Source organism: Mycobacterium sp. SMC-14, from assembly GCF_046250075.1.
GTDB lineage: Bacteria > Actinomycetota > Actinomycetes > Mycobacteriales > Mycobacteriaceae > Mycobacterium.
Map to the genome: position 1 here is coordinate 3,491,204 of NZ_CP176429.1, position 19,762 is coordinate 3,510,965.

The window sequence follows — 19,762 nt, forward strand, 5'->3', positions numbered from 1 at the left end:
GCTCCCGCAATGCCTACTACCCCTTTCGGGAGCCAATCACACCGTCAGGCGGTGCGCAGGTTATCCGCCGACGTCGCCGCCCACGCGGTGGCGAACAGAATGAGCCGGGCGGTGACGTAGGCGAACACCAGCAGACCCAGAACCGGTCCGAACACCGCTCCGGCCGGGCCGTTGATCACCGACTGCAGATACACCGAGCCGGCCTGCTTGAACAGTTCGTAGCCGACTGCGGCGATAGCACCGGCCTCCATGGCGCTGTTGAAGCTCACCGACTCCCGGGGCAACCGGGCGATCATCCAGGTGAACAGCAGCCACGACACCGTCGCCGCCATCAGCAGCGACGCAACGCGCAGTAGCCCACCCAACAAGGTGAAGTCGGGGACCCCCAGCCAGCGCAGGATGTTTCGCATCAGCTTCGGATCAGCCAGCGCGGTCAGTGCGAGGGTGACCAGCATGGCGCCGAGCGCCCACACCATCGCGAGCAGGTCGGACAGCTTAGATGAGACGAAACCTTTTTTGTCCGAACGGGTTTCCCACATCTCCGAGAGCGCCTCGCGCAGGTTGGCCATCCAGGTCAGCCCCACCCACGCGGCGGTCGCCAGGCCGATCACCCCGACCGAGGCGCGTGAGGAGATCGCGCTGTCCATCAGCGTGACGAGCTCGTTGCCGAACTCCCCGGGGATCGAATACTTGATCCGGCGCTCGATCTCGTCGAGCACCTCGGGCCGTCGCGACAACAGGAAACCGCCGATGGAGAACCCGACCATCGCCAGCGGGAACAGCGCGAAGATGGTGTAGTAGCTCATCCCCGCGGCGAAGAAGTTTCCCTGGCAGTCGTCGTAGCGCTCTTGGGCCCGCACCACGTGGTCGAACCAGCCGTACCTGGCCCGCAGCCGGTCGATTACGCCCGGCTTAGAGGGGTCGGTCACGGCCTTACTCATGCCGGCGGAGGAAGCAGTCCCACCCGGTCGTACACCCGCGTCAGGGTTGCGGCGGCAGCCGCGCGCGCCCGGCTCGCCCCGGCGGCCAGCACCGCCTCCAGCTCAGCCGGGTCGGCGAGCAGCTCATCCACCCGGGCCTTGATGGGGGTGACGAATTCGGCCACCGCCTCGGCGGTCTCCTTCTTCAGGTCGCCGTAGCCGCGCCCGGCGTAGCCGTCCACCAGCGTGTCGACTTCCGAACCGGTGACGGCGGCCTGAATGGTGAGCAGGTTGGAGATGCCGGGCTTGGCCTCCGGGTCGTAGCGGATCTCGCGCTCGGAGTCGGTGACCGCCGAGCGGATCTTCTTGGCGCTTTTCGCTGGATCGTCGAGCAGGCTGATCAACCCGGCGTCGGTGGCCGCGGACTTGCTCATCTTGGCGGTCGGGTCCTGCAAGTCATAGATCTTGGCGGTGGCCTTCGGGATCATCGGCTCGGGGACGACGAAGGTGTCCGGGAAGCGCGCGTTGATGCGCTGCGCGACGTCGCGCGCCAGCTCCAGGTGCTGGCGCTGGTCTTCCCCGACCGGGACCACTTCGGTGTCGTAGAGCAGCACGTCGGCGGCCATCAACACCGGATAGGTGAACAGACCCACGGTGGTCGAGTCGGCGCCCTGCTTCTGCGACTTGTCCTTGAACTGCGTCATCCGCGACGCCTGCCCGAAACCGGTGAAACAGCCCAGCACCCAGGCGAGTTCGGCGTGGGCGGGCACGTGGCTCTGCACGAAGACGGTGCTGCGCGTCGGGTCGATGCCCAGTGCCAGGTATTGGGCGGCAGTCACCAGCGTGCGACGGCGCAGCGTCGCCGGGTCCTGCGGAACGGTGATCGCGTGCAGGTCGACGACGCAGAAGAACGCCTCGTGATCGTCCTGGAGGCTGGTCCACTGAGCGACCGCGCCGAGGGCGTTTCCGAGGTGCAGCGAGTCGGAGGTCGGCTGGGCGCCGGAGAATACGACGGGACGGGATCCGGGAGTGCTCATGATTGCTCGATCCTGTCACGCCGGGGACCGGATGAGCGCACCTGGTAACAGAGCGACCGCTCTGTTACGGTGACGGCCATGCCCCGCCCGCGTGTGTACGACCCCGAGCAGGTGCTGGACGCCGTCGAGTCACTTGCCGCGCGGTCCGGCCCCGCCGCGGTGACGATTCGCGCGATCGGCGAGGCCACCGGCGCCTCCAACGGGGCGGTCTACCACGGCTTCGGCTCCCGGGCTGGGCTCGTCGCCGCCGCCTGGCTGCGGGCCACCCGGCGCTTCCTCGCGGTACAGGGCGAGCTGGTGGACGCGGTCTCGGACCCACTCGAAGCCGTGGTTGCCGCCGCCGACGCCCCGGTGGCATTCGCGCAGCGTCATCCCGACGCCTGCAAGCTGCTGTTCGCGATCCGGCGCGATGAACTGCCCGACGACGACCTGTCTCCGGAGCTGGCCAAGCAGCTGCGCGGCGCCGACGCCGAACTGGTCGGCTTGCTCATCCGGCTTGCGGACGGCCTGTGGGAACGCCGCGACGCCGCCGCCGTCGACACCATCACCACCTGCGTCGTCGATCTGCCCACCGCTATCGTGCTCAGCCGTAATCGGTTGGGCAGCACCATCGCCCGGTCCCACCTGCACGCGGCGGTCCGCGCCGTCCTGTCGGTCGGTCCACCCTCTAGAAAGGATCCCTCGAAGTGAACCTGTCCTATGACGACAAGATTGCCGTGCTGGACCTCGGCGACGACGAAAACCGCTTCTCCCCAGACTTTCTCGACGAGATCAACCGAGTACTCGACGACGTGCTGGCTGCAGGTGCGCAGGGCCTGGTGACCACCGCGGGCGGCAAGTTCTACACCAACGGCCTGGACCTGGACTGGCTGATGGCCAACGGCGACCGCACCGACTGGTACGTGGGCCGGGTGCACGCCCTGCTCGCGCGGGTGCTGACACTGCCGATCCCGACCGCGGCGGCCGTCGTCGGCCACGCGTTCGGGGCCGGCGCCATGCTGGCGATCGCCCACGACTTCCGGGTGATGCGCGCCGACCGCGGCTTCTTCTGCTTCCCCGAGGTCGACATCCGGATTCCGTTCACCGCGGGGATGACCGCGTTGATCCAGGCCAAGCTCACTCCGCAGGCTCAGGTGGCGTCGATGACCACCGGCCGCCGGTTCGGCGGGGTGGATGCCGCGACCTTCGGCATTGTGGACACCACCGCCCCCGAGGGCGCGGTGACCCCGGCCGCGACCGAGGTGCTGCGGCCGCTGGCCGGCAAGGACTCGGGCACCCTGGGCGCGATCAAGGCGGGCATGTTCGGCCCGGCGGTGGCGGCGCTGGGCGGGTAGACCCTTCACAAGTCCCATCCGTTACCGCAGGGCGGGCGCATGCTGGTTGCCCGCCTCTGAGCGACAATCAGGCGGTGCCCCAACCCGCACGCACCGGCGCGAACGACCGGACTCGTGTTGTCGCTCCAAGCCGGGCAACTGCCGCATGCCGCCCCCCACGTGGCGGGTGTGACAGATGAGGACCAGAGCCGATCGGTGCCCGGGCGTGCTGCGGCCCTGGGTGGCCGACGACGGGTTGCTGGTGCGGCTGCGACTGGTCGGTGGCCGGCTACCGGCCGCGTCGCTGGCCCGGCTATTGCAGGTCAGCGCCGAGTTCGCCGACGGTTCGGTCTACCTGACCAAACGGGCCAACCTGCAGCTGCGCGGGCTGGCCGATCACGGGGGTGAGCTCGCTCCCGACGCGGTGGCGGCGTGCGAGTCGACCGGGCTGTTGCCGTCGCGCAGCCACGAGCTGGTCCGCAACATCCTGGTCTCGCCGCAGACCGGCTACGCCGGCGGGCGGGCGGACCTGCGACCGGTAGCGGCGCGACTGGACGCGCTGCTGTGTGCCGATCCACGGCTCGCCGGGCTGCCCGGCCGCTTCCTGTTCGTCCTCGACGACGGCCGCGGCGACCTACTGGGTCGCTCCGCCGATGCCGGCCTTGTCGCGCTGAACGCCACGACGGCGCAGCTGCGGATCGGCGAGCGCTGGGGTGCCGTGATCGACATCGAGGACGCCGCCGCCCGGCTCGCCGAGCTCGCGGGTGCCTTCCAGGCCGCCCGCGGCGGGCGGCCGGACGCGCCGTGGCACGTTCGCGAGTTGTCCCGGCCGCTGGCGCCGCTCGGTGCGGCCGACCCGCGCGTCCCGGCCCCGGCGGGTCCGTTACCGTTTGGCAGCGTGCCCGGCGGCACCCACGCGCACGTGCCCGACGGCGTGCTCACGCCAGGGCATGGGCGGTCGCTGGTGGAGCACACCGAGCTCGTGGTGACGCCGTGGCAGGGTGTCTTCATCCCCCAAGCCCAGGAGGCGAATCGGTGAGCAGGCCCACGCGCCCGTCTCGGCGTTATGACTACATCGCCGACGGACCGGCCATCTACGTCGAATCGTTTGCGACCATCCGCCGCGAGTCCGACCTGTCCCACATCCCGGCGAGCGCCGAGCGGCTGGCAGTGCGGATGATCCACGGTGCCGGACAGACCGACGTCGCCAAGGACCTGCTGATCCACCCCGACGCGGTGCCCGCCGGCCGGGCTGCACTCGACGGCGGGGCGCCCATCCTCTGCGATGCCCGGATGGTGGCGGTCGGGGTGACCGCCGGGCGGCTGCCCGCCGGCAACGAGGTGCACTGTTACCTGCGCGACGAACGCGTCCCGGACCTGGCGAAGGAGTGGGGAACCACCCGTTCGGCGGCGGCCGTCTCGCTGTGGGAACCCGCGCTGGCCAGCGCCGTCGTCGCGATCGGCAACGCCCCGACCGCGCTGTTTCACCTGCTGGAGCTGATCCTCGACGGCGGGCCGCGCCCGGCGGTGATCGTCGGCTGCCCGGTTGGCTTCATCGGCGCCGCGGAGTCCAAAGCCGCGTTGGCCGCACTGCACGCCGATCACGGCATCGACATCCCGTACGTGACGGTGCGCGGCCGGCGCGGCGGCTCGGCGATCACCTCGTCGGCGTTGAACGCCCTCGCCTCGGATGCCGAATGAAAGACACAGCATGACCGGCCGTTTTTATGGCGTGGGCCTGGGCCCCGGCGACCCGGAGCTGATCACCCGCAAGGCCGCCCGGATCATCGCCGACGCCGACGTGGTGGCCTACCACGCCGGGGTCAACAAGGCGTCCTATGCGCGCACCATCGCCGCCGACCTGATCCGGGACGGGGTGATCGAGGAGGAGCTGCGCTACCCGGTCACCACCGGGGTCACCGATCACCCCGGCGGCTATGCCGGAGCACTCGCCGACTTCTACGAGGCCTCGGCGACACGGCTGGCCGCCCACCTGGATGCGGGTCGCACGGTGGCGCTGCTGACCGAGGGCGATCCGCTGTTCTACGGCTCGTTCATGTACATGCACGACCGGTTGTCGACGCGCTTCGACACCGAGATCATTCCGGGCGTGCCGGCGTTCAGCGCCGCCACCGCCGCGCTCGGGATGCCGCTGGTGCGCCAGACCGACGTGCTGACCGTGCTGCCGGGAACGCTGCCGGAGCACGAGTTGGCGATGCGGCTGGCCGACACCGACGGCGCCATCATCATGAAGCTGGGCCGCACCTTCCCGGCGGTGCGTCGCGCGCTGGCCGCCGCCGGCCGCCTCGAGCACGCCTACTACATCGAGCGGGCCAGTCACCCCCAGCAGCGCTGGCTGCCGGTCACCGAGGTGGAAGAGGCGAGCGTTCCCTATCTGTCGCTGATCGTCGTGGACGGGGATTCGCGCAATGGGCAGCGTTCCCGGACCCCGGACGATCAGGTCGCCGTGGTCGCCACGCCGGTGCGCGCGGCCGCCGAGCTGCTCGTGATCGGCCTCGGCCCGGGACCCGAGGGCTGGCTGACCGGCGAGGCGGCCGCGGCGCTGGCCACCGTCGACCACGTGGTGGGCTACGGACCGTACGTCGCGCGGGTTCCGCAGCGCGAGGGGCTGCAGCGGCACACCTCGGGCAACACCGTCGAGCTGGACCGGGCCCGTTTCGCCCTGGACCTGGCCGCCCGCGGCGAGAAGGTGGCCGTGGTATCCGGCGGGGACGCCGGGGTGTTCGGAATGGCGGCCGCGGTGTTCGAAGCTGCCGATAATGCGCAATATCAACATGTTTCGGTGCGGGTGCTGCCCGGAGTGTCGGCGGTACAGGCGGTGGCCGCGGCGGCCGGCGCCCCGATCGGGGCCGACTTCGCGGTGCTGAGCCTGTCGGATCGGCTCAAACCGTGGTCGGTGATCGAGTCGCGGCTGCGGGCGATCGCCGAGGCCGATCTGGTGCTGGCGATCTACAACCCGGCCTCTCGTGCCCGGCCCGACCAGATCGCGATCGCGCGCAAGGTGCTGCTGGAACACCGGGACGCGGCGACCGTGGTGGTCGTCGGCCGTGACATCGGCCGGGAGTCCGAAGCACTGACCGTGACCACCCTGGGCGAGCTGGACACCGACTCCATCGACATGAAATGCCTTGTCCTGGTGGGGGCATCATCGACACGGGTGACGGCTGGACGGGTGTGGACGCCGCGATGGGTGCGTTAGCGGTCCAGTTCGTCGGCGCCGGCCCTGGCGCGGCGGACCTGCTGACCGTGCGGGCTGCGCGCCTGGTGGCCGCCGCCGACGTAGTGCTCTACCCGGGCAGCTACCTGGATCCGCGAGTGCTCGAACAGTGCTCCAGCACAGCAGAACTCGTCGACACCGCCGACCTGGATCTGGATGCGATCACCGACCGGCTGGTCACCGCGCATCGGGCGGGCCGCGCGGTGGTGCGGCTGGTCTCCGGAGACCCGTCGTTGTACAGCGCGCTTTTCGAGCAGACCCGCCGCCTCGACGCTGCCGGGGTGCCGTGGGAGGTGACGCCCGGCGTGCCGGCGTATGCGGCGGCAGCGGCGGCGCTGGGCCGTGAGCTCACGGTGCCGCTGGTGACGCAGTCGGTGGTGTTGACCCGAACTCAAGTCGCGTCCACCGCGATGCCGCAACGCGAAGCGCTGTCGGCGTTCGCCGCGACGCAGGCCACGCTGGTGTTGCACCTGTCGATCACCCGCGTCCGGGCACTGATGGCCGAACTGGCCCCCGAGTACGGCGGAGACTGCCCGGTCGCGGTGGTCTATCGCGCATCACAGCCCGAGGAGCTGGTGCTGCGCGGAACGATCACCGACATCGCCGACGCGGTCGAGGCAGCGGGCCTGCGGTCTGCCGCGGTCATCCTGGTCGGTCGGGCTCTCGCAAAGCTACCTGATCCGTGCGCCGGGGAGAGCCATCTCTATGACCCCGCGCGGGATCGGCCCCGGGGCTGCTAGTGCGCGGATGGGCCAGCGGCTTGCGGTTTGTACAGCCGTGGTCCCACGCCACCAGCCATCAGCAAACCCGTGTTGCGCCTGGCGGGCAGGCCGAGAACCTCGGCGCAGGGGCGCCCTGACGGCAATCGATTGGCTTTGCGTGGGTCATGCAGAGGATTGGGTGTCGATCCATTCGAGCAGTAGGCCGGCGACGGTGTCTGACTGCTCTTCGGGTATCCAGTGAGAAACTCCGTGGAGGACTTCGAAGCGGTACGGTCCGCTCACGTAACGGCCCGTGTTGCGAGCAGCCTTGTCACGGACCCACTTGTCGCGGTCGCTCCACACATACATGGTCGGAACCGTTATCTGGCCAATTTTGTCTGACCATGAAAGTGCCCGGTACCAGTTCATGGACGCGGTGAGCGCTCCGGGTTCGGCCATCGCGCGAGCATCCCGGTCAGCCAGCGCAGGTGTTTGTCCGCCCGCCTGCATGTAGCGCGCCAAAGGTGCAGCGTCGCCGCGCCGGCCTACGTAGTACCGCTCAGGAATGCCGGGCAACTGGTAGAAGTAGATGTACCAAGATGTAATTCCTTGTCGGCTTGTCAGTATCGCCTTTTTGAATGCGGTTGGGTGGGGCGTCGACAATGCCGTGAAGGTGTGAAGACGGTCTGCGTAATTTGCCGCGAAGACCCACCCCATACCAGCGCCAGCATCGTGACCTACGAGATGCACCTTCTCGGCGCCGCTTGCGTCGATCAGCGCGCGGACGTCGTCGACAAGCTCAGACATCCGGTAGTCGCGTCGGCGTTCAGGCCGCGCCCCCGGCGAGTAACCGCGTTGGTTTGGCGCCAGGCAGCGAAAACCCCGGGCCGTCAGGTGTGGGATAACCGCCTTCCAAGAGGCATTGGATTGTGGCGCCCCGTGCAACAGGATGACGACCGAACCGTCTGCCGCTCCAGAATCAACCACGTCAAAAACAAGTTCGCCACGGCGGAATTGCTTCATCGTCCCAGCATCCCCGGCGGTGGCTTGTCGTGGTCGTAGTTAGCGAATACCTGTTCGGAGCACGTTGCCGCAGTTGCCATGGAAATACGGTGACCACCGCACGGAAACGAAACTGCATTGGCGATCGCGACGGGGCTCTCCGGGTTGCTGCGACGACGCGTTATGACCGAACCGGGCAGACGTACTCGAGCCGCCAGCCCGACTCCCGCGTCGCAGCCGTGATCGAGTGGGAGGGAGCTTCCCGACGCCGATCATGGCGAAACTACGTCGTTAACGCCCACTGGGTGACCGCCCGGCCGGGTGTCCAGCCGGTGAAGGACCCCAGCGGTGCGGCGTGCTCGACCTGGATGCGGGTCAGCTCGCCGCCGTGTTCGCGGTAGGCCTCCAGCAGCAGAGTCTCGGTCTCCAGCGTGACACCGTGGGCCACAACCCGCCCGCCCGGCGCCAGCGCCGCCAGGCAGGCCGTCAGCACCCCGGGCCGGCTCAAGCCGCCGCCGATGAACACCGCATCCGGGGTGGGCAGGTCCACCAGCACCTGCGGGGCCGCGCCGCGGACCACCTGCAACGCGGGAACACCGAGGTTGCGGGCGTTCTCCGAGATGCGTTGCGCTCTAGCATCGTTCACCTCAACCGCGACGGCGCGGCAGGTCGGATGCGCGCGCATCCATTCGATGCCCACCGAGCCGGCGCCCGCACCGACGTCCCACAGCAGCTGCCCGGGGGCCGGGGCCAGTCGCGCCAGCGCGGCGGCCCGCAGGTCACGTTTGGTGAGCTGCCCGTCGTGCTCGTAGGCCTGATCAGGTAGGCCGCTCACCCAGCCGTACGCCGGCGGGCCGGCCAGTTCCAGCGCGACGATATTGAGCCGTGGTGCCGGGCCTTGAAAGGCTGCGGCGGTGGTGTCCAGCATGCTTTCGGCCGCTCCGCCGAGATCGCCCAGCACCACCATCCGACTCGCTCCGTAGCCGCGGTCGGACAGCAGTGCGGCCAGCTGTCCCGGGGTGCGCTCGTCCGACGACAGCACCAGCACCCGCCGGTTCGGTGCCAGCTCACGCAGCACCGCGTGCACGTCGCGGCCGACAACGCTGATCATCGCGGCGGACTCCACCGGCCAGCCCAACCGGGCGCGAGCCAGGGTCACCGAGGAGATCGCGGGCACGACCGTCACTCGCTCGGTGCCCAGCAGCGCGATCAGGGTGCTGCCGATGCCGCTGAGCAGCGGGTCCCCGGATGCCAGCGCCACGATCCGCTGTCCTGCCAGTTCCTCGAACAGCGCCGGCAGCCCGGCGTGCAGCGGGACCGGCCACTTGAGCCGCCGCTGGCCGTCGGCTTCGGGCAGCAGGTCCAGTTGGCGGGGCGCGCCGAGTACGACGTCGGCCGCCAGCACGGTCTCCCGCACCGGCCCGCCCAGCCCGGCCCAGCCGTCGGCGCCGATGCCCACTACGGCGATGCGTTCGGCTGGGCTGGGCTGGGCAGGCACAGCGGCGATCGTAACTAGGTCAATCGTTCGGTGAGGAATTCCACCACCCGCTTGCGCGCCTCGTAGGCAGGATGGCCGTCGACCTCACGGACCTGGTCGGTGAGCACCGAGTGCGCCATCCGGGACAGACCGTGCGGGTTGCCCGACGAGGAATCGATCTCGATGACCTCGAAAGCGTCCCCAAGCCGCGCTTTCAGCGTCGCGAAGCGGTCACCGGGGGCCATCTTGTCCTCGCTGAACCGCAGGCCGAGCGCGCACAAGCCGTCCTTGGCGGCCCGGTCGGCGACAACGCCCAGCTCGACCTCGGAGAGCCCTGGGTCGCGGCGTTGTTTGAGCGTCAGCGGAATGGGCACCGACGGTTGGCTGAGCACCGGGGCCAGCACGGCGTCGTCAACGGCCGCGGCCAGCGCGAAGCCGCCGGTGAAGCACTGGCCGATCACCCCGACGCCCTTGCCAGGGGTCTTCTCGTTGAGGTCGCGGGCCAGCGCCCGCAGGAACTGGGTGACCGGCCGCTGCTTGTCGGTGGCGAACGCGGCGAATTCCCGGGTCACGCAGGCGCGACTGATCGTGGTCAGTGCGTAGCCGGGCGTGATCGCCTTACCCGGCTCGCCGAACAACGAGGGAATCGCCACGGTGAAGCCGTTGTCCACCAGGTGATTTCCCAGCGCCAGCACCCCGGGGTGAATCCCCGGAATCTCCGGGATCAGCACCACACCGGGGCCTTTGCCCTTGCGGTATACGTCGTGGGTGAATTCGCCGCCGGTGAACGGCTCGGCGACCCATCCGGTCAGATCTGCTTCAGGTGCACTCACTGTCTTCGGTGTCCTTTCGCCCAGGTCGGCGTCTCGCGCCCCGAGTGTTAGGGTATCGGCGCGAAGCGCCAGGGAAGTCGGTGTGACTCCGACGCAGGCCCGCTACGGTGTTCCGCGGCGCATCTCGGTGCGCCACGGTCAGTCCGAATACCGGCTTCGCGTCGCCGACTCAGAGGTGTCGGCCACACGAGCGGAGCCTCAATGCAACAGCTGTACCCCTTCCCCGCTGTCCTCGGCGGCGACCCGGATGCCCCGGGCGGCCTCGACGACATGGCACTGGCGCTTGTCCTGAGCGCGATCTCCCCCGGCATCGGCGGGGTGCTCATTCGCGGCGAGAAGGGCACCGCCAAGTCGACGCTGGTCCGGGCGCTGGCCCAGGTGCTGCCGCCCATCGACGTGCTGGCCGGCGATCGGTTCTCTTCCGATCCCGCTGAGGCGAACCCGCTCTCCCCCGACGGCCCGTTCCCCAGCGACGCCCCCGTCGAGACCCGCCCGGTGCGTCTGGTGGAACTGCCGGTCGGCGCCACCGAGGACCGGGTGGTGGGTTCGATCCATCTGGAACGGGCGCTCAGCGCCGGCACCGTCGACTTCGAACCCGGGCTGTTGGCCCGCGCCAACCGCGGCATCCTCTACCTCGACGAGGTCAACCTGCTCGCCGACCACCTGGTGGACCTGCTGCTGGACGCCGCGGCGATGGGGCGGCTGACCGTGGAACGCGACTCGGTCTCGGTCACCCATGCCGCGCGGTTCGTGATCGTCGGGACGATGAATCCCGAGGAAGGCGAGCTGCGTCCCCAACTGCTCGACCGGTTCGGGTTGACCGTCGAGGTGTCCGCGCCGCGTGATCCGGTTTTGCGGGCCGAGGCGGTTCGGCGGCGGCTGGCGTTCGACGCCGACCCGGAGGGCTTCGCCACGAACTACGCCGAGGCTGAAGAAGGACTGCGGGCCCGGATCCGCCAGGCCCAGGAACTGCTGCCCCAGGTGACGCTCACCGATGACGCATTGGTCAAGATCGGTGAGATCTGCGCGGCGTTCGACGTGGACGGTCTGCGCGGCGACATCGTCTGTGCCCGCACCGCGGTGGCGCATGCGGCGTGGCAGGGGCGCGACGCGGTCAACATCGAGGACCTACGGGTCGCCGCCCGGCTGGCCCTGCCGCATCGACGGCGGCGCAAGCCGTTCGACGCCCCGGGTCTCGATGAGTCCGAGCTCGACGAGCTGCTGCCGCCGGAGGATTCCGATCCCGAGCCCGACCCGGACGGTCCGGGACCCGACGGTCCCGAACCCGAAGGGCCACCGGACGGCGGCGATGGCGCACCATCGCCCGAGCAGAGCGGTCCGGCGCCGTCTGGGCGCTCTCAGCCGGGCTCCACGTCGACGGTGGCCGCCGACTCCCCTTACCGGGCAAGACTTTTCTCTGTCGACGGCGTCGGTGAAGGACGTGCGGGCCGGCGCAGCAGGGCCCGCACCAGTTCCGGACGGCGGGTGGGCGCCACCGCGTCCGGCAACTCCGGCGGCCTGCACCTGTTCGAGACGCTGCGCGCCGCCGCCCCGCATCAGGGCGTCCGGGGCCGGGCTCAGGGCCGGATGATCCTGGCGGCCGGCGATCTGCGGCGCGCGGTTCGCGAGGGCCGGGAGGCCAACCTGGTGCTGTTCGTGGTCGACACCTCCGGGTCGATGGCCGCCGCCGAGCGGATGCGCCATGTCAAGACCGCGATCCTGTCCCTGCTGCTGGACGCCTACCGGCGCCGGGATCGGGTGGCGGTGGTGACATTCCGGGATACCAAGGCGGAGTTGGTGTTGTCGGCGACCGGCTCGGTGGAGATCGCGGCCGTGCGGCTCGACGAATTGCCTGCCGGCGGCCGCACCCCACTGGCCGAAGGCCTGCTGGAGGCCGCCGAGGTGATTCGCCGGGAGCGGCTGCGCGAGCCAGCCTGCCGCCCGTTGCTGGTGGTGTTGACAGACGGCCGGGCAACCGCCGGCGCCGACCCGGTGCCGCGTTCTCTTCTCGCGGCCGACCATCTTGCTTCCCAGGGATTTTCGGCGGTCGTGGTGGATTGCGAGAACGGTCGGATGCGGCTCGGGCTGGCTCGGACGCTGGCCGAGCACTTGCGCGCCGAATACGTTCCGCTGCCGCAGGTAAGCGCCGAGACACTGACCGACGTCGTCCGCGATGCCACCGGAAGAGGAGCCGCCTGATGCCGCAGGGACAACCGTTGACGGTGCCCGATGACAATCTGACCACCCGCCAGCGCCGCAACCGGCCGCTGCTGATGGTGCACACCGGCGACGGCAAGGGGAAGTCCACTGCCGCGTTCGGATTGGCACTGCGCGGTTGGAATCAGGGCTTCAACATCGGGGTCTTCCAGTTCGTGAAATCCGCCAAGTGGCGGGTCGGCGAACAAACCGTGCTCGAACGCCTGGGCGCCCTGCACACCGAGACCGGTGAGGGCGGCCCGGTGCAGTGGCACAAGATGGGCTCGGGCTGGTCGTGGAGCCGCAAGGCCGGTGGCGTGGAGGACCACGCCGGCGACGCCGCCGAGGGCTGGGCCCAGATCAAGGAGCGCCTGGCGGCACAGACCCACGACCTGTACATCCTCGACGAGTTCACCTACCCGATGGCCTGGGGCTGGGTGGACGTCGACGACGTGGTGGAGACCTTGGCCAACCGGCCGGGCCACCAGCACGTCGTGATCACCGGCCGGCGCGCCGATCCGCGACTCATCGAGATCGCCGACCTGGTCACCGAGATGGGCAACATCAAGCACCCGATGGATGCCGGCCAGAAAGGTCAGCGCGGCATCGAATGGTGAGCGTGGTGGGCGTTTCCCTTCCCCGCCTGGCCATCGCCGCCCCCGCGTCCGGGCACGGCAAGACCACGGTGGCGGTCGGCGCGATGGCGGCGCTGTCCGCCCGCGGCCTGCAGGTCAGCGGCCACAAGGTCGGCCCGGACTACATCGACCCCGGTTACCACGCGCTGGCCACCGGGCGGCCGGCCCGCAACCTGGATCCGTATCTGGTCGGTGCCGACCGGATCGTGCCGTTGCTGGTGCACGGCGCCGCGGGCGCGGATGTCGCCGTGATCGAAGGCGTGATGGGGCTTTTCGACGGGCGCCTGGGCACTGGAGGCGAGGCCTCCACCGCACATGTCGCGGCGTTGACGGCGACCCCGGTGGTACTGGTCGCCGATATCTCGCATGCCTCCCGCACGCATGCGGCGGTGGTGGCGGGCCTGGCCGGATTCGATCCGGCGGTGCGCGTCGCGGGGGTGGTGCTGAACAAAGCCGGCAGCGCACGCCACGCCGATGAGGTCGTTGCCGCGTTGCGCCCGAGCGGCATTGAAGTACTCGGGGTGTTGCCGCGTGACGCGGGCGTGGAGACTCCGTCGCGGCATCTCGGGCTGGTGCCGGCGGCCGAGCGTGACGAATCGGCGGCCATGGCGGCTCGACTTGCCGGGCTGATAGAGCGGTACGTGGATGTGGACGCGGTGTTGGCGGTCGCGCGCCAGGCTCCGGAATTGACCGGCCGCCCCTGGGATCCCGCTGCCCAGATCACCGCGGCCTCGGGACGCCGGCCGGTGGTTGCCGTCGCCGCAGGGCGGGCGTTCACGTTCGGCTATACCGAGACGTTCGAGCTGCTGCGTGCCGCCGGTTGCGAGGTGGTGACCTTCGACCCGCTCACCGACACCTGCCTGCCGGCCGGCACCGCCGGCATCTACCTGGGCGGCGGGTTCCCGGAGGTCTACGCAGAACCGTTGGGCGCCAACACCGCACTGCTGAGTGCGCTGGGGACGGCGATCGCGGCGGGAGTGCCGACCGTCGCCGAGTGTGGCGGGCTGGCGTACCTATGCCGCCGGGTGGGTGAGGACGCCGGGGTCGGGGCGCTGCCGGGCCACGCGGCGATGACCCCACGCCTGGCGCTGGGTTATCGAGAGGCCACCGCGGCGGCCGACAACCTGCTGGCGCGTACCGGAGAGCAGGTCACCGGTCACGAATTCCACCGCACCCAGGTCGTTTTCGATCACGCCGTCAGCGCGGCCTGGCGGCTTCCCGACGGACCGGACGGCGTTGCCTCTGCCAGCCTGCACGCGTCCTACCTGCACACCCATTGGGCCGGGCATCCCGGACTGGCTCAGCGTTTCGCCGACGCGGTGCACGGTTTCACCGGCCCGGATCTGCACCATCACGGCGATGTCGAGGCCGGGCCCGGGCTGCTCGATTTCGCGGTCAACGTCTATGCCGGGCCGCGCCCGGACTGGCTCGAGCGCGCCTTGCATGCCTCCCTGGACGATGCCGTGGCCTACCCCGAAACGTCAGCGGCCCGCGCCGCGTTGGCTGCCCGGCACGCTCGCACCGCCGCGGAGGTGCTGCCCACCGCGGGCGCGTCGGAGGCTTTCGACCTGGTGGCTCGACTACGCCCGTGGCGCTGCCCGGTGGTGGTGCATCCGCAGTACACCGGCCCGCATGCCGCGCTGACCGCCGCCGGACACACCGTCGGTACGGTGCTGTGCCGGGCCGACGACGGCTTCGCACTGCACCCCGAAGCGGTGCCCGAAGACGCCGACCTCGTCGTCATCGGCAATCCGACCAATCCCACCGGGGTGTTGCATCCGGCGCGGACGCTGCGTCAGTTGCTCCGTCCCGGCCGGGTGGTATTGGTCGACGAGGCGTTCCTCGATGCCATTCCCGGCGAGCCCGAAGCCCTGTCCGAGGAGCGGCATTCGGGGCTGCTGGTGAGCCGTAGCCTGACCAAGCATTGGTCGATCCCCGGCATTCGCGCCGGGTATCTGCTCGGCGATCCCACGCTGCTCGCCGACGCGGCACGACTGCAGATCCCTTGGTCAGTATCCGCGTCGGCGCTGGCCGCCATGCTGGCCTGCTCGGATCAGCGGGCGGTGGGCGAGGGTGAGCGCCGGGCCCGGCAGTTGGTGTCCTGGCGGCAGCATTTGGAGGGGGGCCTCGCCGCGCGCGGGGTGCGATTCGCCGCAGGGTCGGCGCCGTTCGTGCTGGCCCAGGTCGGCCGCGGCGTGCATGCGGTGTTGCGCGAGAACGGTATTGCCGTGCGCCGTGCCGACACTTTTCCGGGCCTGGATGACAGCTGGGTGCGGATCGCGGTGCGGCCCCCGGACCTGACCGATCAGTTGCTGGCCGTGCTCGACCGTAACCGCCGATGATTGCTTCCCGGGCACTCGGATTGGCGCTCGGCTACGCCGCCGACCGCGCCTGGGGTGATCCGCGGCGACTGCATCCGGTCGCCGGGTTCGGGACGTGCGCGCTGGCGCTCGAGCGGCGGATCTACCGCGACCATCGAGCCAGCGGGGTCGCCCACGTCGTGGTCTTGGTCGGCGGCGTCACCGCCCTGGCGTACGCGGGCGAACAATTCGCCCGAAACCCTTGGGCACGCACCGCGCTGACCGCCCTCGCCACCTGGGCGGTGCTTGGCGGCCGTTCCCTGGAACGCGAGGCCGATGCCGTGCACGCCTTCCTGGCCGACGGCGAACTGGAGTCGGCCAGGACCCGGGTGCGCAACCTGGTCGGTCGCGATACGAGCGCGTTGGAACCCGACGAGATCGCCCGTGCCGTCGTCGAATCCGTGGCGGAGAACACCTCCGACGCGGTGGTGGCGTCGTTCGTGTGGGGAGCGGTCGCGGGCGTTCCGGGTCTGGTCGCGCACCGCGCCGCCAACACGCTCGATGCCATGATCGGTCACCGCAACGCCCGCTACGACCGGTTCGGCTGGGCCGCAGCACGATTGGATGACCTGCTGGGATTGCCGGCCTCCCGGCTGACCGGGGCACTGGCCGCCGCCCTGGGGCCCGACCCCGCCGGCGCACTGCGGGCGTGGCACCACGACGCCCGCCACCATCCCAGCCCCAATGCCGGGGTGGTCGAGGCCGCGTTCGCCGGGGCGCTGGGGCTGCAACTCGGCGGGGTCAACACCTACTACGGAAATCGGCGTGAAGATCGCGCGCGGATGGGCTACGGTCGACCGCCTGCGCCGTCCGACATTCCGCGGACGACCCGGCTGGCCCGGCGAGTGGGCGTGGGCGCCCTGCTCACCGCGGTGGCGTGGTGCCTGGCTCGAGGGCGGATGAGGAGGTAGCGGTGGCGGCCCCCGATGGTGTCGAGTTCTCGACCGATGCTGCGCGCGTGAATCGGGATTGGCTCTGGAACGAGCTGGTCGAACACACCTACTGGGCGAAATACCGCACCCGCGCCATGTTCGACCGCCAACTCGACAGCGCGTGGCGCACGGTGGGCGCCTACCGGGCCGACGACGGAGCGATGATCGGTTTCTGCCGCGCGGTCTCCGACGGTGCCGCCTTCGCCTACCTGGCTGACGTCTATGTCTGTCGCGATCAGCGCGGACAGGAGATCGGCAAGGGATTGCTGCGGACGATGATCGACGAGGGCCCGGGTCAGGACTTCCGTTGGGCGTTGCACACCGCTGACGCGCACGGGTTGTATGGGCAATTCGGCTTTGCGGCGCCCGACGCGACATACATGGAACGGCCGTCGCGGCTGGCGCATATCCGGGATTGACACCTTCAGGTGTGCATCAGGTCCGCGGCGTGGCTCTTCTCGCTCGGCCGGATATCGCTGGCATCGCTCGATTTCAGCCGCCATGTCGTGACCAACCCGTCGGGGCCGGTCAGCTCGCCGGCAGCAAGCGCTTCACCGACCAGGAGTCGCACACGTGGCTCGTCGGCGGCTCCTGTGGCGAACAGCACCCGCAACACCAGCTCCTCGCCGTCAAGGTGATTGGCAACGTGGTGGGGCGCTAGTGGGCACGGCGGCTGGTGATCCCAGCTGCCGCACAGTGCTTTGGTGATGGCTCCGCCGGGCGCATTCGGGCTACCACCCGGGTCGATCACCACGACCGCATCGTGGGCGTAGGCATGACGAACCATGGGTTGCGATGCTACGGGATTCATCCACAGTTGCGGGTTGATCCACAGCCGCGACCTTTCCTGGGCTGTCTTCCGGCGTGTTTGTCGGGGGTGGTTTCTAGCGTCGGGGGTATGGCAACAGTCGTGGGTGCGCCAGCGGCGCGGGAGCAGATCCGCGCTGCCCTGGATGCCATTGATGCCGCCCATGCGGTGTTGCGGACGACTTCGACGGATCTGGTGGGCAACACCTTTCGCATCGACCTTGCCGACCGGCTGGAAAACCAGGAGCGGGTCAATCGCGGGTTGATGTACCGGATCTTCGGCGAACTCGCCGACCCACCCGATAGAGAAGGAAGCATCGCGGCGGCACGCAATGCGTTGTGGACGCGACTGCGCATCACCCCACGTGAGATCACCCGCCGCTGCCGCCTGGCCGCCCGCATCCGGCCCCGACGCTCTTTGACCGGCGCACCGATCCCGCCCGAACTCCCGGCCCTAGCCAGCGCGATCGAATCCGGTTCGATTGGTGACGAACACATTCGCGCGATCTGCCAAGCCGTCGACGTCCTGCCCGGATCAGTGACCCCGCCCCAGATCGCGCAGGCCGAAGCCGCCCTGGTCTCCCACGCCACCGGAGTCGATGCCGGGGTGGTCACCAAGATCGGACAACGCATCGCCGATCACCTCAACCCCGACGGACTGTTCAGCGACCGCGACCGCGCACGACGCCGCGCCCTCGTGCTGGGCCGCCAAGGCCCCGACGGCATGTCCAAACTGACCGGACTCCTCGACCCCCAAGCCCGCGCCTACTTCGAAGCCATTGCCGCCGCCGTACGCCCCGGACGACATGTGCCCGATGGAGCCAAGGGGCGTGATGACCGCACGCCGGCGCAGCGCTGCCACGACGCCTTTCGCCTGGCCATGTCCACCGCCATCGCCTCCGGCAAACTCGGCACCCACCGCGGCCACCCCGTCACCGTCGTCGTCACCACCACCCTGGCCGAACTGAATCAAGCCGCCCAGGCCACAGGCGATCCATCGGTCCCAATGCCACCACCAGCACTCACCGGCGGCGGATCCCGACTGCCCATGCGAGATCTGATCGCCATGGCCGCCGAGACGATCCACTACCTCGCCGTCTTCGACGACCACACCAAACGCCCGCTCTACCTCGGCCGACAGAAACGAATCGCGACCGCCGACCAGCGGTTGATCTGTTATGCGCGCGACCGCGGCTGCACCCACCCCAACTGCCTGGCCCCGGGCTATCACTGCGAAGTCCACCACGCCCAACCCTGGACCCCCCATGGCCGCACCAACGCAGACAATCTCTACTTCGCCTGCGCCCCCCACCACACCGACACCAGCGAAGGCCGCCAACAAACCACCGTCACCGCATCAGGACGCCTCGCCTGGACCGACACCACCAGCCCACCCCGAATCAACCATGCCCACCACCCCGACGAACTCCTCGCAGGCGACACCGACCCACCCGCCGAAGGGGCGGCCTAGCTAGGGTCAGGCGCCCGTTCTGACCAGCTCCACCACCGGGATGACCCGCTGGGTTCGTTCGCGGTACGTGGCGAAACCCGGGTAACGCTGCGCCTGAATCCCGTAGAGCCGGTCATGTTCGGCACCGGTGATCTCGGTAGCAGTGACCGCGAAGGTGTCGGTACCGAGTTCGACAGTCGCCGAGGGATTCGCCCGCAGGTTGTGATACCAGCTCGGATGGTTGTCCTTGCCCTCGTTGGAGGCGAACACGATGATCCGGTTCCCCTCGGGGAGATACATCATCGGGCTGGTGCGCTGCTGTCCGGATTTGGCCCCGGTGGTGGTCAGCAACAGGACCGGAGCCCCTTCGAACCGTCCGCCGAGTTTTCCGCCGCTGCTGCGGAACTCCGCAATGTTACGGGCGTTGAACTCCAGGGTTCGCTGTGCGTCCACGGGCGACCATCTCCTTTAGTCGATACCCACGAAGTGCTCGATCACCGGCGGTGAGTCGTAGAAACCGTGCAACAACACACGCCATTGCTCGAATTCCGGCGACTTCCGAAACCCCTCGGTGTGCGCCTCAATGTTCTCCCACTGCACCAGCAACAGGTAGAGGTTCGGCGACTCGACCGACCGGGACATCGAAATCCCCAGGAATCCGGGCTGGGCGGCGATCAACGGGCGCGCCTTGGCGAACGCTGCTTCGAAGTCGGCTTCGCTGCCGGGCCGGATGGGCAGTACTCCATGTTCCACAATCACGCTGCCAGTCTGCCCGACGGCGTGTGGCCAGGATTACCGCCTAAAGACTCTTGTCTGTTACCGGATGACACAGATAGGTTACCTGCAACTGATAGACACAGA

At 69.4% G+C, this 19,762-nt stretch carries 20 protein-coding genes and 1 riboswitch; of the genes, 12 read left to right on the top strand and 8 right to left on the bottom strand.

Annotated elements, in window-relative coordinates; genetic code table 11:
- Positions 1–44: 44 nt before the first annotated feature.
- Positions 45–941 (bottom strand): inner membrane protein YhjD, encoded by an 897-nt coding sequence (gene yhjD, locus ACKY0W_RS16605; RefSeq protein WP_409434959.1) that lies wholly within the window; start codon positions 939–941, stop codon positions 45–47.
- Positions 938–1,957, bottom strand: a complete 1,020-nt coding sequence (trpS, locus tag ACKY0W_RS16610; protein WP_409434960.1) for a tryptophan--tRNA ligase — start codon at positions 1,955–1,957, stop codon at positions 938–940. Before trpS ends, yhjD begins: the two co-directional genes overlap by 4 nt.
- A gap of 78 nt (positions 1,958–2,035) precedes the next feature.
- On the opposite strand from trpS, the gene ACKY0W_RS16615 reads away from it, so the two are divergent.
- The 6 genes from ACKY0W_RS16615 (at position 2,036) to cobM (ending at position 7,248) form a co-directional block, all read left to right on the top strand.
- Positions 2,036–2,647 (top strand): TetR/AcrR family transcriptional regulator, encoded by a 612-nt coding sequence (locus ACKY0W_RS16615; RefSeq protein WP_409434961.1) that lies wholly within the window; start codon positions 2,036–2,038, stop codon positions 2,645–2,647.
- Positions 2,644–3,291: an enoyl-CoA hydratase-related protein gene (locus tag ACKY0W_RS16620; RefSeq protein ID WP_409434962.1), complete on the top strand. Its 648-nt coding sequence runs from the start codon at positions 2,644–2,646 to the stop codon at positions 3,289–3,291. The genes ACKY0W_RS16615 and ACKY0W_RS16620 overlap by 4 nt, the downstream gene beginning before the upstream one ends.
- A 175-nt stretch (positions 3,292–3,466) precedes the next feature.
- Entirely contained in the window at positions 3,467–4,309 is an 843-nt protein-coding gene (locus ACKY0W_RS16625) for a nitrite reductase (protein WP_409434963.1), read from the top strand.
- The gene (locus tag ACKY0W_RS16630; RefSeq protein WP_409434964.1) at positions 4,306–4,971 is read left to right on the top strand and encodes a precorrin-8X methylmutase; all 666 of its coding nucleotides are present in this window, start codon (positions 4,306–4,308) and stop codon (positions 4,969–4,971) included. Before ACKY0W_RS16625 ends, ACKY0W_RS16630 begins: the two co-directional genes overlap by 4 nt.
- Positions 4,972–4,981: 10 nt before the next feature.
- On the top strand, positions 4,982–6,490 hold the full coding sequence (gene cobJ / locus ACKY0W_RS16635) for a precorrin-3B C(17)-methyltransferase (protein WP_409434965.1): 1,509 nt from the start codon (positions 4,982–4,984) through the stop codon (positions 6,488–6,490).
- Positions 6,478–7,248 carry a precorrin-4 C(11)-methyltransferase gene (cobM, locus tag ACKY0W_RS16640; RefSeq protein WP_409434966.1) on the top strand — a complete coding sequence of 257 codons (771 nt, stop codon included), beginning with the start codon at positions 6,478–6,480 and terminating at the stop codon, positions 7,246–7,248. The genes cobJ and cobM overlap by 13 nt, the downstream gene beginning before the upstream one ends.
- A 144-nt stretch (positions 7,249–7,392) precedes the next feature.
- On the opposite strand, the gene ACKY0W_RS16645 is transcribed toward cobM, so the two are convergent.
- From ACKY0W_RS16645 to ACKY0W_RS16655, 3 genes are all read right to left on the bottom strand, one after another.
- Positions 7,393–8,232, bottom strand: a complete 840-nt coding sequence (locus ACKY0W_RS16645) for an alpha/beta fold hydrolase (RefSeq protein WP_409434967.1) — start codon at positions 8,230–8,232, stop codon at positions 7,393–7,395.
- Between the two features lie 262 nt (positions 8,233–8,494).
- Entirely contained in the window at positions 8,495–9,709 is a 1,215-nt protein-coding gene (gene cbiE, locus ACKY0W_RS16650) for a precorrin-6y C5,15-methyltransferase (decarboxylating) subunit CbiE (protein ID WP_409434968.1), read from the bottom strand.
- Between the two features lie 14 nt (positions 9,710–9,723).
- Positions 9,724–10,521 (bottom strand): dienelactone hydrolase family protein, encoded by a 798-nt coding sequence (locus ACKY0W_RS16655; RefSeq protein WP_409434969.1) that lies wholly within the window; start codon positions 10,519–10,521, stop codon positions 9,724–9,726.
- 25 nt (positions 10,522–10,546) lie between these two features.
- Positions 10,547–10,695: riboswitch (cobalamin riboswitch) on the top strand.
- Positions 10,696–10,722: 27 nt separating this feature from the next.
- Here ACKY0W_RS16655 and ACKY0W_RS16660 point away from each other — a divergent pair.
- From ACKY0W_RS16660 to ACKY0W_RS16680, 5 genes are read left to right on the top strand one after another with little or no spacing between them, the layout of a single operon-like run.
- Positions 10,723–12,720 carry a magnesium chelatase subunit D family protein gene (locus tag ACKY0W_RS16660; RefSeq protein ID WP_409434970.1) on the top strand — a complete coding sequence of 666 codons (1,998 nt, stop codon included), beginning with the start codon at positions 10,723–10,725 and terminating at the stop codon, positions 12,718–12,720.
- Positions 12,720–13,334, top strand: coding sequence for a cob(I)yrinic acid a,c-diamide adenosyltransferase (gene cobO, locus ACKY0W_RS16665; protein ID WP_409434971.1), 615 nt, complete (start codon positions 12,720–12,722; stop codon positions 13,332–13,334). Before ACKY0W_RS16660 ends, cobO begins: the two co-directional genes overlap by 1 nt.
- Positions 13,335–13,339: 5 nt before the next feature.
- Positions 13,340–15,694 carry a cobyrinate a,c-diamide synthase gene (locus tag ACKY0W_RS16670; RefSeq protein ID WP_409434972.1) on the top strand — a complete coding sequence of 785 codons (2,355 nt, stop codon included), beginning with the start codon at positions 13,340–13,342 and terminating at the stop codon, positions 15,692–15,694.
- Positions 15,691–16,623: a cobalamin biosynthesis protein gene (locus ACKY0W_RS16675; protein WP_409434973.1), complete on the top strand. Its 933-nt coding sequence runs from the start codon at positions 15,691–15,693 to the stop codon at positions 16,621–16,623. The genes ACKY0W_RS16670 and ACKY0W_RS16675 overlap by 4 nt, the downstream gene beginning before the upstream one ends.
- Before the next feature lie 2 nt (positions 16,624–16,625).
- Complete coding sequence (locus ACKY0W_RS16680; protein WP_409434974.1) at positions 16,626–17,063, top strand: GNAT family N-acetyltransferase; 438 nt, start codon at positions 16,626–16,628, stop codon at positions 17,061–17,063.
- 5 nt (positions 17,064–17,068) lie between these two features.
- Here the strand turns inward: ACKY0W_RS16680 and ACKY0W_RS16685 are convergent, their stop codons facing one another.
- Positions 17,069–17,431, bottom strand: coding sequence for a hypothetical protein (locus ACKY0W_RS16685; RefSeq protein WP_409434975.1), 363 nt, complete (start codon positions 17,429–17,431; stop codon positions 17,069–17,071).
- Between the two features lie 111 nt (positions 17,432–17,542).
- Here ACKY0W_RS16685 and ACKY0W_RS16690 point away from each other — a divergent pair, with 111 nt between their 5' ends.
- Positions 17,543–18,922 carry a DUF222 domain-containing protein gene (locus ACKY0W_RS16690; RefSeq protein ID WP_409434976.1) on the top strand — a complete coding sequence of 460 codons (1,380 nt, stop codon included), beginning with the start codon at positions 17,543–17,545 and terminating at the stop codon, positions 18,920–18,922.
- Between the two features lie 6 nt (positions 18,923–18,928).
- Here ACKY0W_RS16690 and ACKY0W_RS16695 read toward each other — a convergent pair whose 3' ends face one another.
- Both ACKY0W_RS16695 and ACKY0W_RS16700 read right to left on the bottom strand, forming a co-directional pair.
- Positions 18,929–19,354 carry a nitroreductase family deazaflavin-dependent oxidoreductase gene (locus ACKY0W_RS16695; protein WP_409434977.1) on the bottom strand — a complete coding sequence of 142 codons (426 nt, stop codon included), beginning with the start codon at positions 19,352–19,354 and terminating at the stop codon, positions 18,929–18,931.
- Positions 19,355–19,369: 15 nt separating this feature from the next.
- Entirely contained in the window at positions 19,370–19,660 is a 291-nt protein-coding gene (locus ACKY0W_RS16700; protein ID WP_409434978.1) for an antibiotic biosynthesis monooxygenase family protein, read from the bottom strand.
- Between the last annotated feature and the right edge of the window lie 102 nt (positions 19,661–19,762).

What these genes read in the sequence shown, in the direction of transcription:
- ACKY0W_RS16615 (WP_409434961.1), top strand. Translation starts at nt 2,036, where the DNA reads ATGCCCCGCCCGCGTGTGTACGACCCCGAGCAGGTGCTGGACGCCGTC.
- trpS (WP_409434960.1), bottom strand. Translation starts at nt 1,957, where the DNA reads ATGAGCACTCCCGGATCCCGTCCCGTCGTATTCTCCGGCGCCCAGCCG.
- cobJ (WP_409434965.1), top strand. Translation starts at nt 4,982, where the DNA reads ATGACCGGCCGTTTTTATGGCGTGGGCCTGGGCCCCGGCGACCCGGAG.
- cobM (WP_409434966.1), top strand. Translation starts at nt 6,478, where the DNA reads ATGGGTGCGTTAGCGGTCCAGTTCGTCGGCGCCGGCCCTGGCGCGGCG.
- yhjD (WP_409434959.1), bottom strand. Translation starts at nt 941, where the DNA reads ATGAGTAAGGCCGTGACCGACCCCTCTAAGCCGGGCGTAATCGACCGG.
- ACKY0W_RS16645 (WP_409434967.1), bottom strand. Translation starts at nt 8,232, where the DNA reads ATGAAGCAATTCCGCCGTGGCGAACTTGTTTTTGACGTGGTTGATTCT.
- ACKY0W_RS16685 (WP_409434975.1), bottom strand. Translation starts at nt 17,431, where the DNA reads ATGGTTCGTCATGCCTACGCCCACGATGCGGTCGTGGTGATCGACCCG.
- ACKY0W_RS16690 (WP_409434976.1), top strand. Translation starts at nt 17,543, where the DNA reads ATGGCAACAGTCGTGGGTGCGCCAGCGGCGCGGGAGCAGATCCGCGCT.
- ACKY0W_RS16675 (WP_409434973.1), top strand. Translation starts at nt 15,691, where the DNA reads ATGATTGCTTCCCGGGCACTCGGATTGGCGCTCGGCTACGCCGCCGAC.
- cobO (WP_409434971.1), top strand. Translation starts at nt 12,720, where the DNA reads ATGCCGCAGGGACAACCGTTGACGGTGCCCGATGACAATCTGACCACC.
- ACKY0W_RS16660 (WP_409434970.1), top strand. Translation starts at nt 10,723, where the DNA reads ATGCAACAGCTGTACCCCTTCCCCGCTGTCCTCGGCGGCGACCCGGAT.
- ACKY0W_RS16625 (WP_409434963.1), top strand. Translation starts at nt 3,467, where the DNA reads ATGAGGACCAGAGCCGATCGGTGCCCGGGCGTGCTGCGGCCCTGGGTG.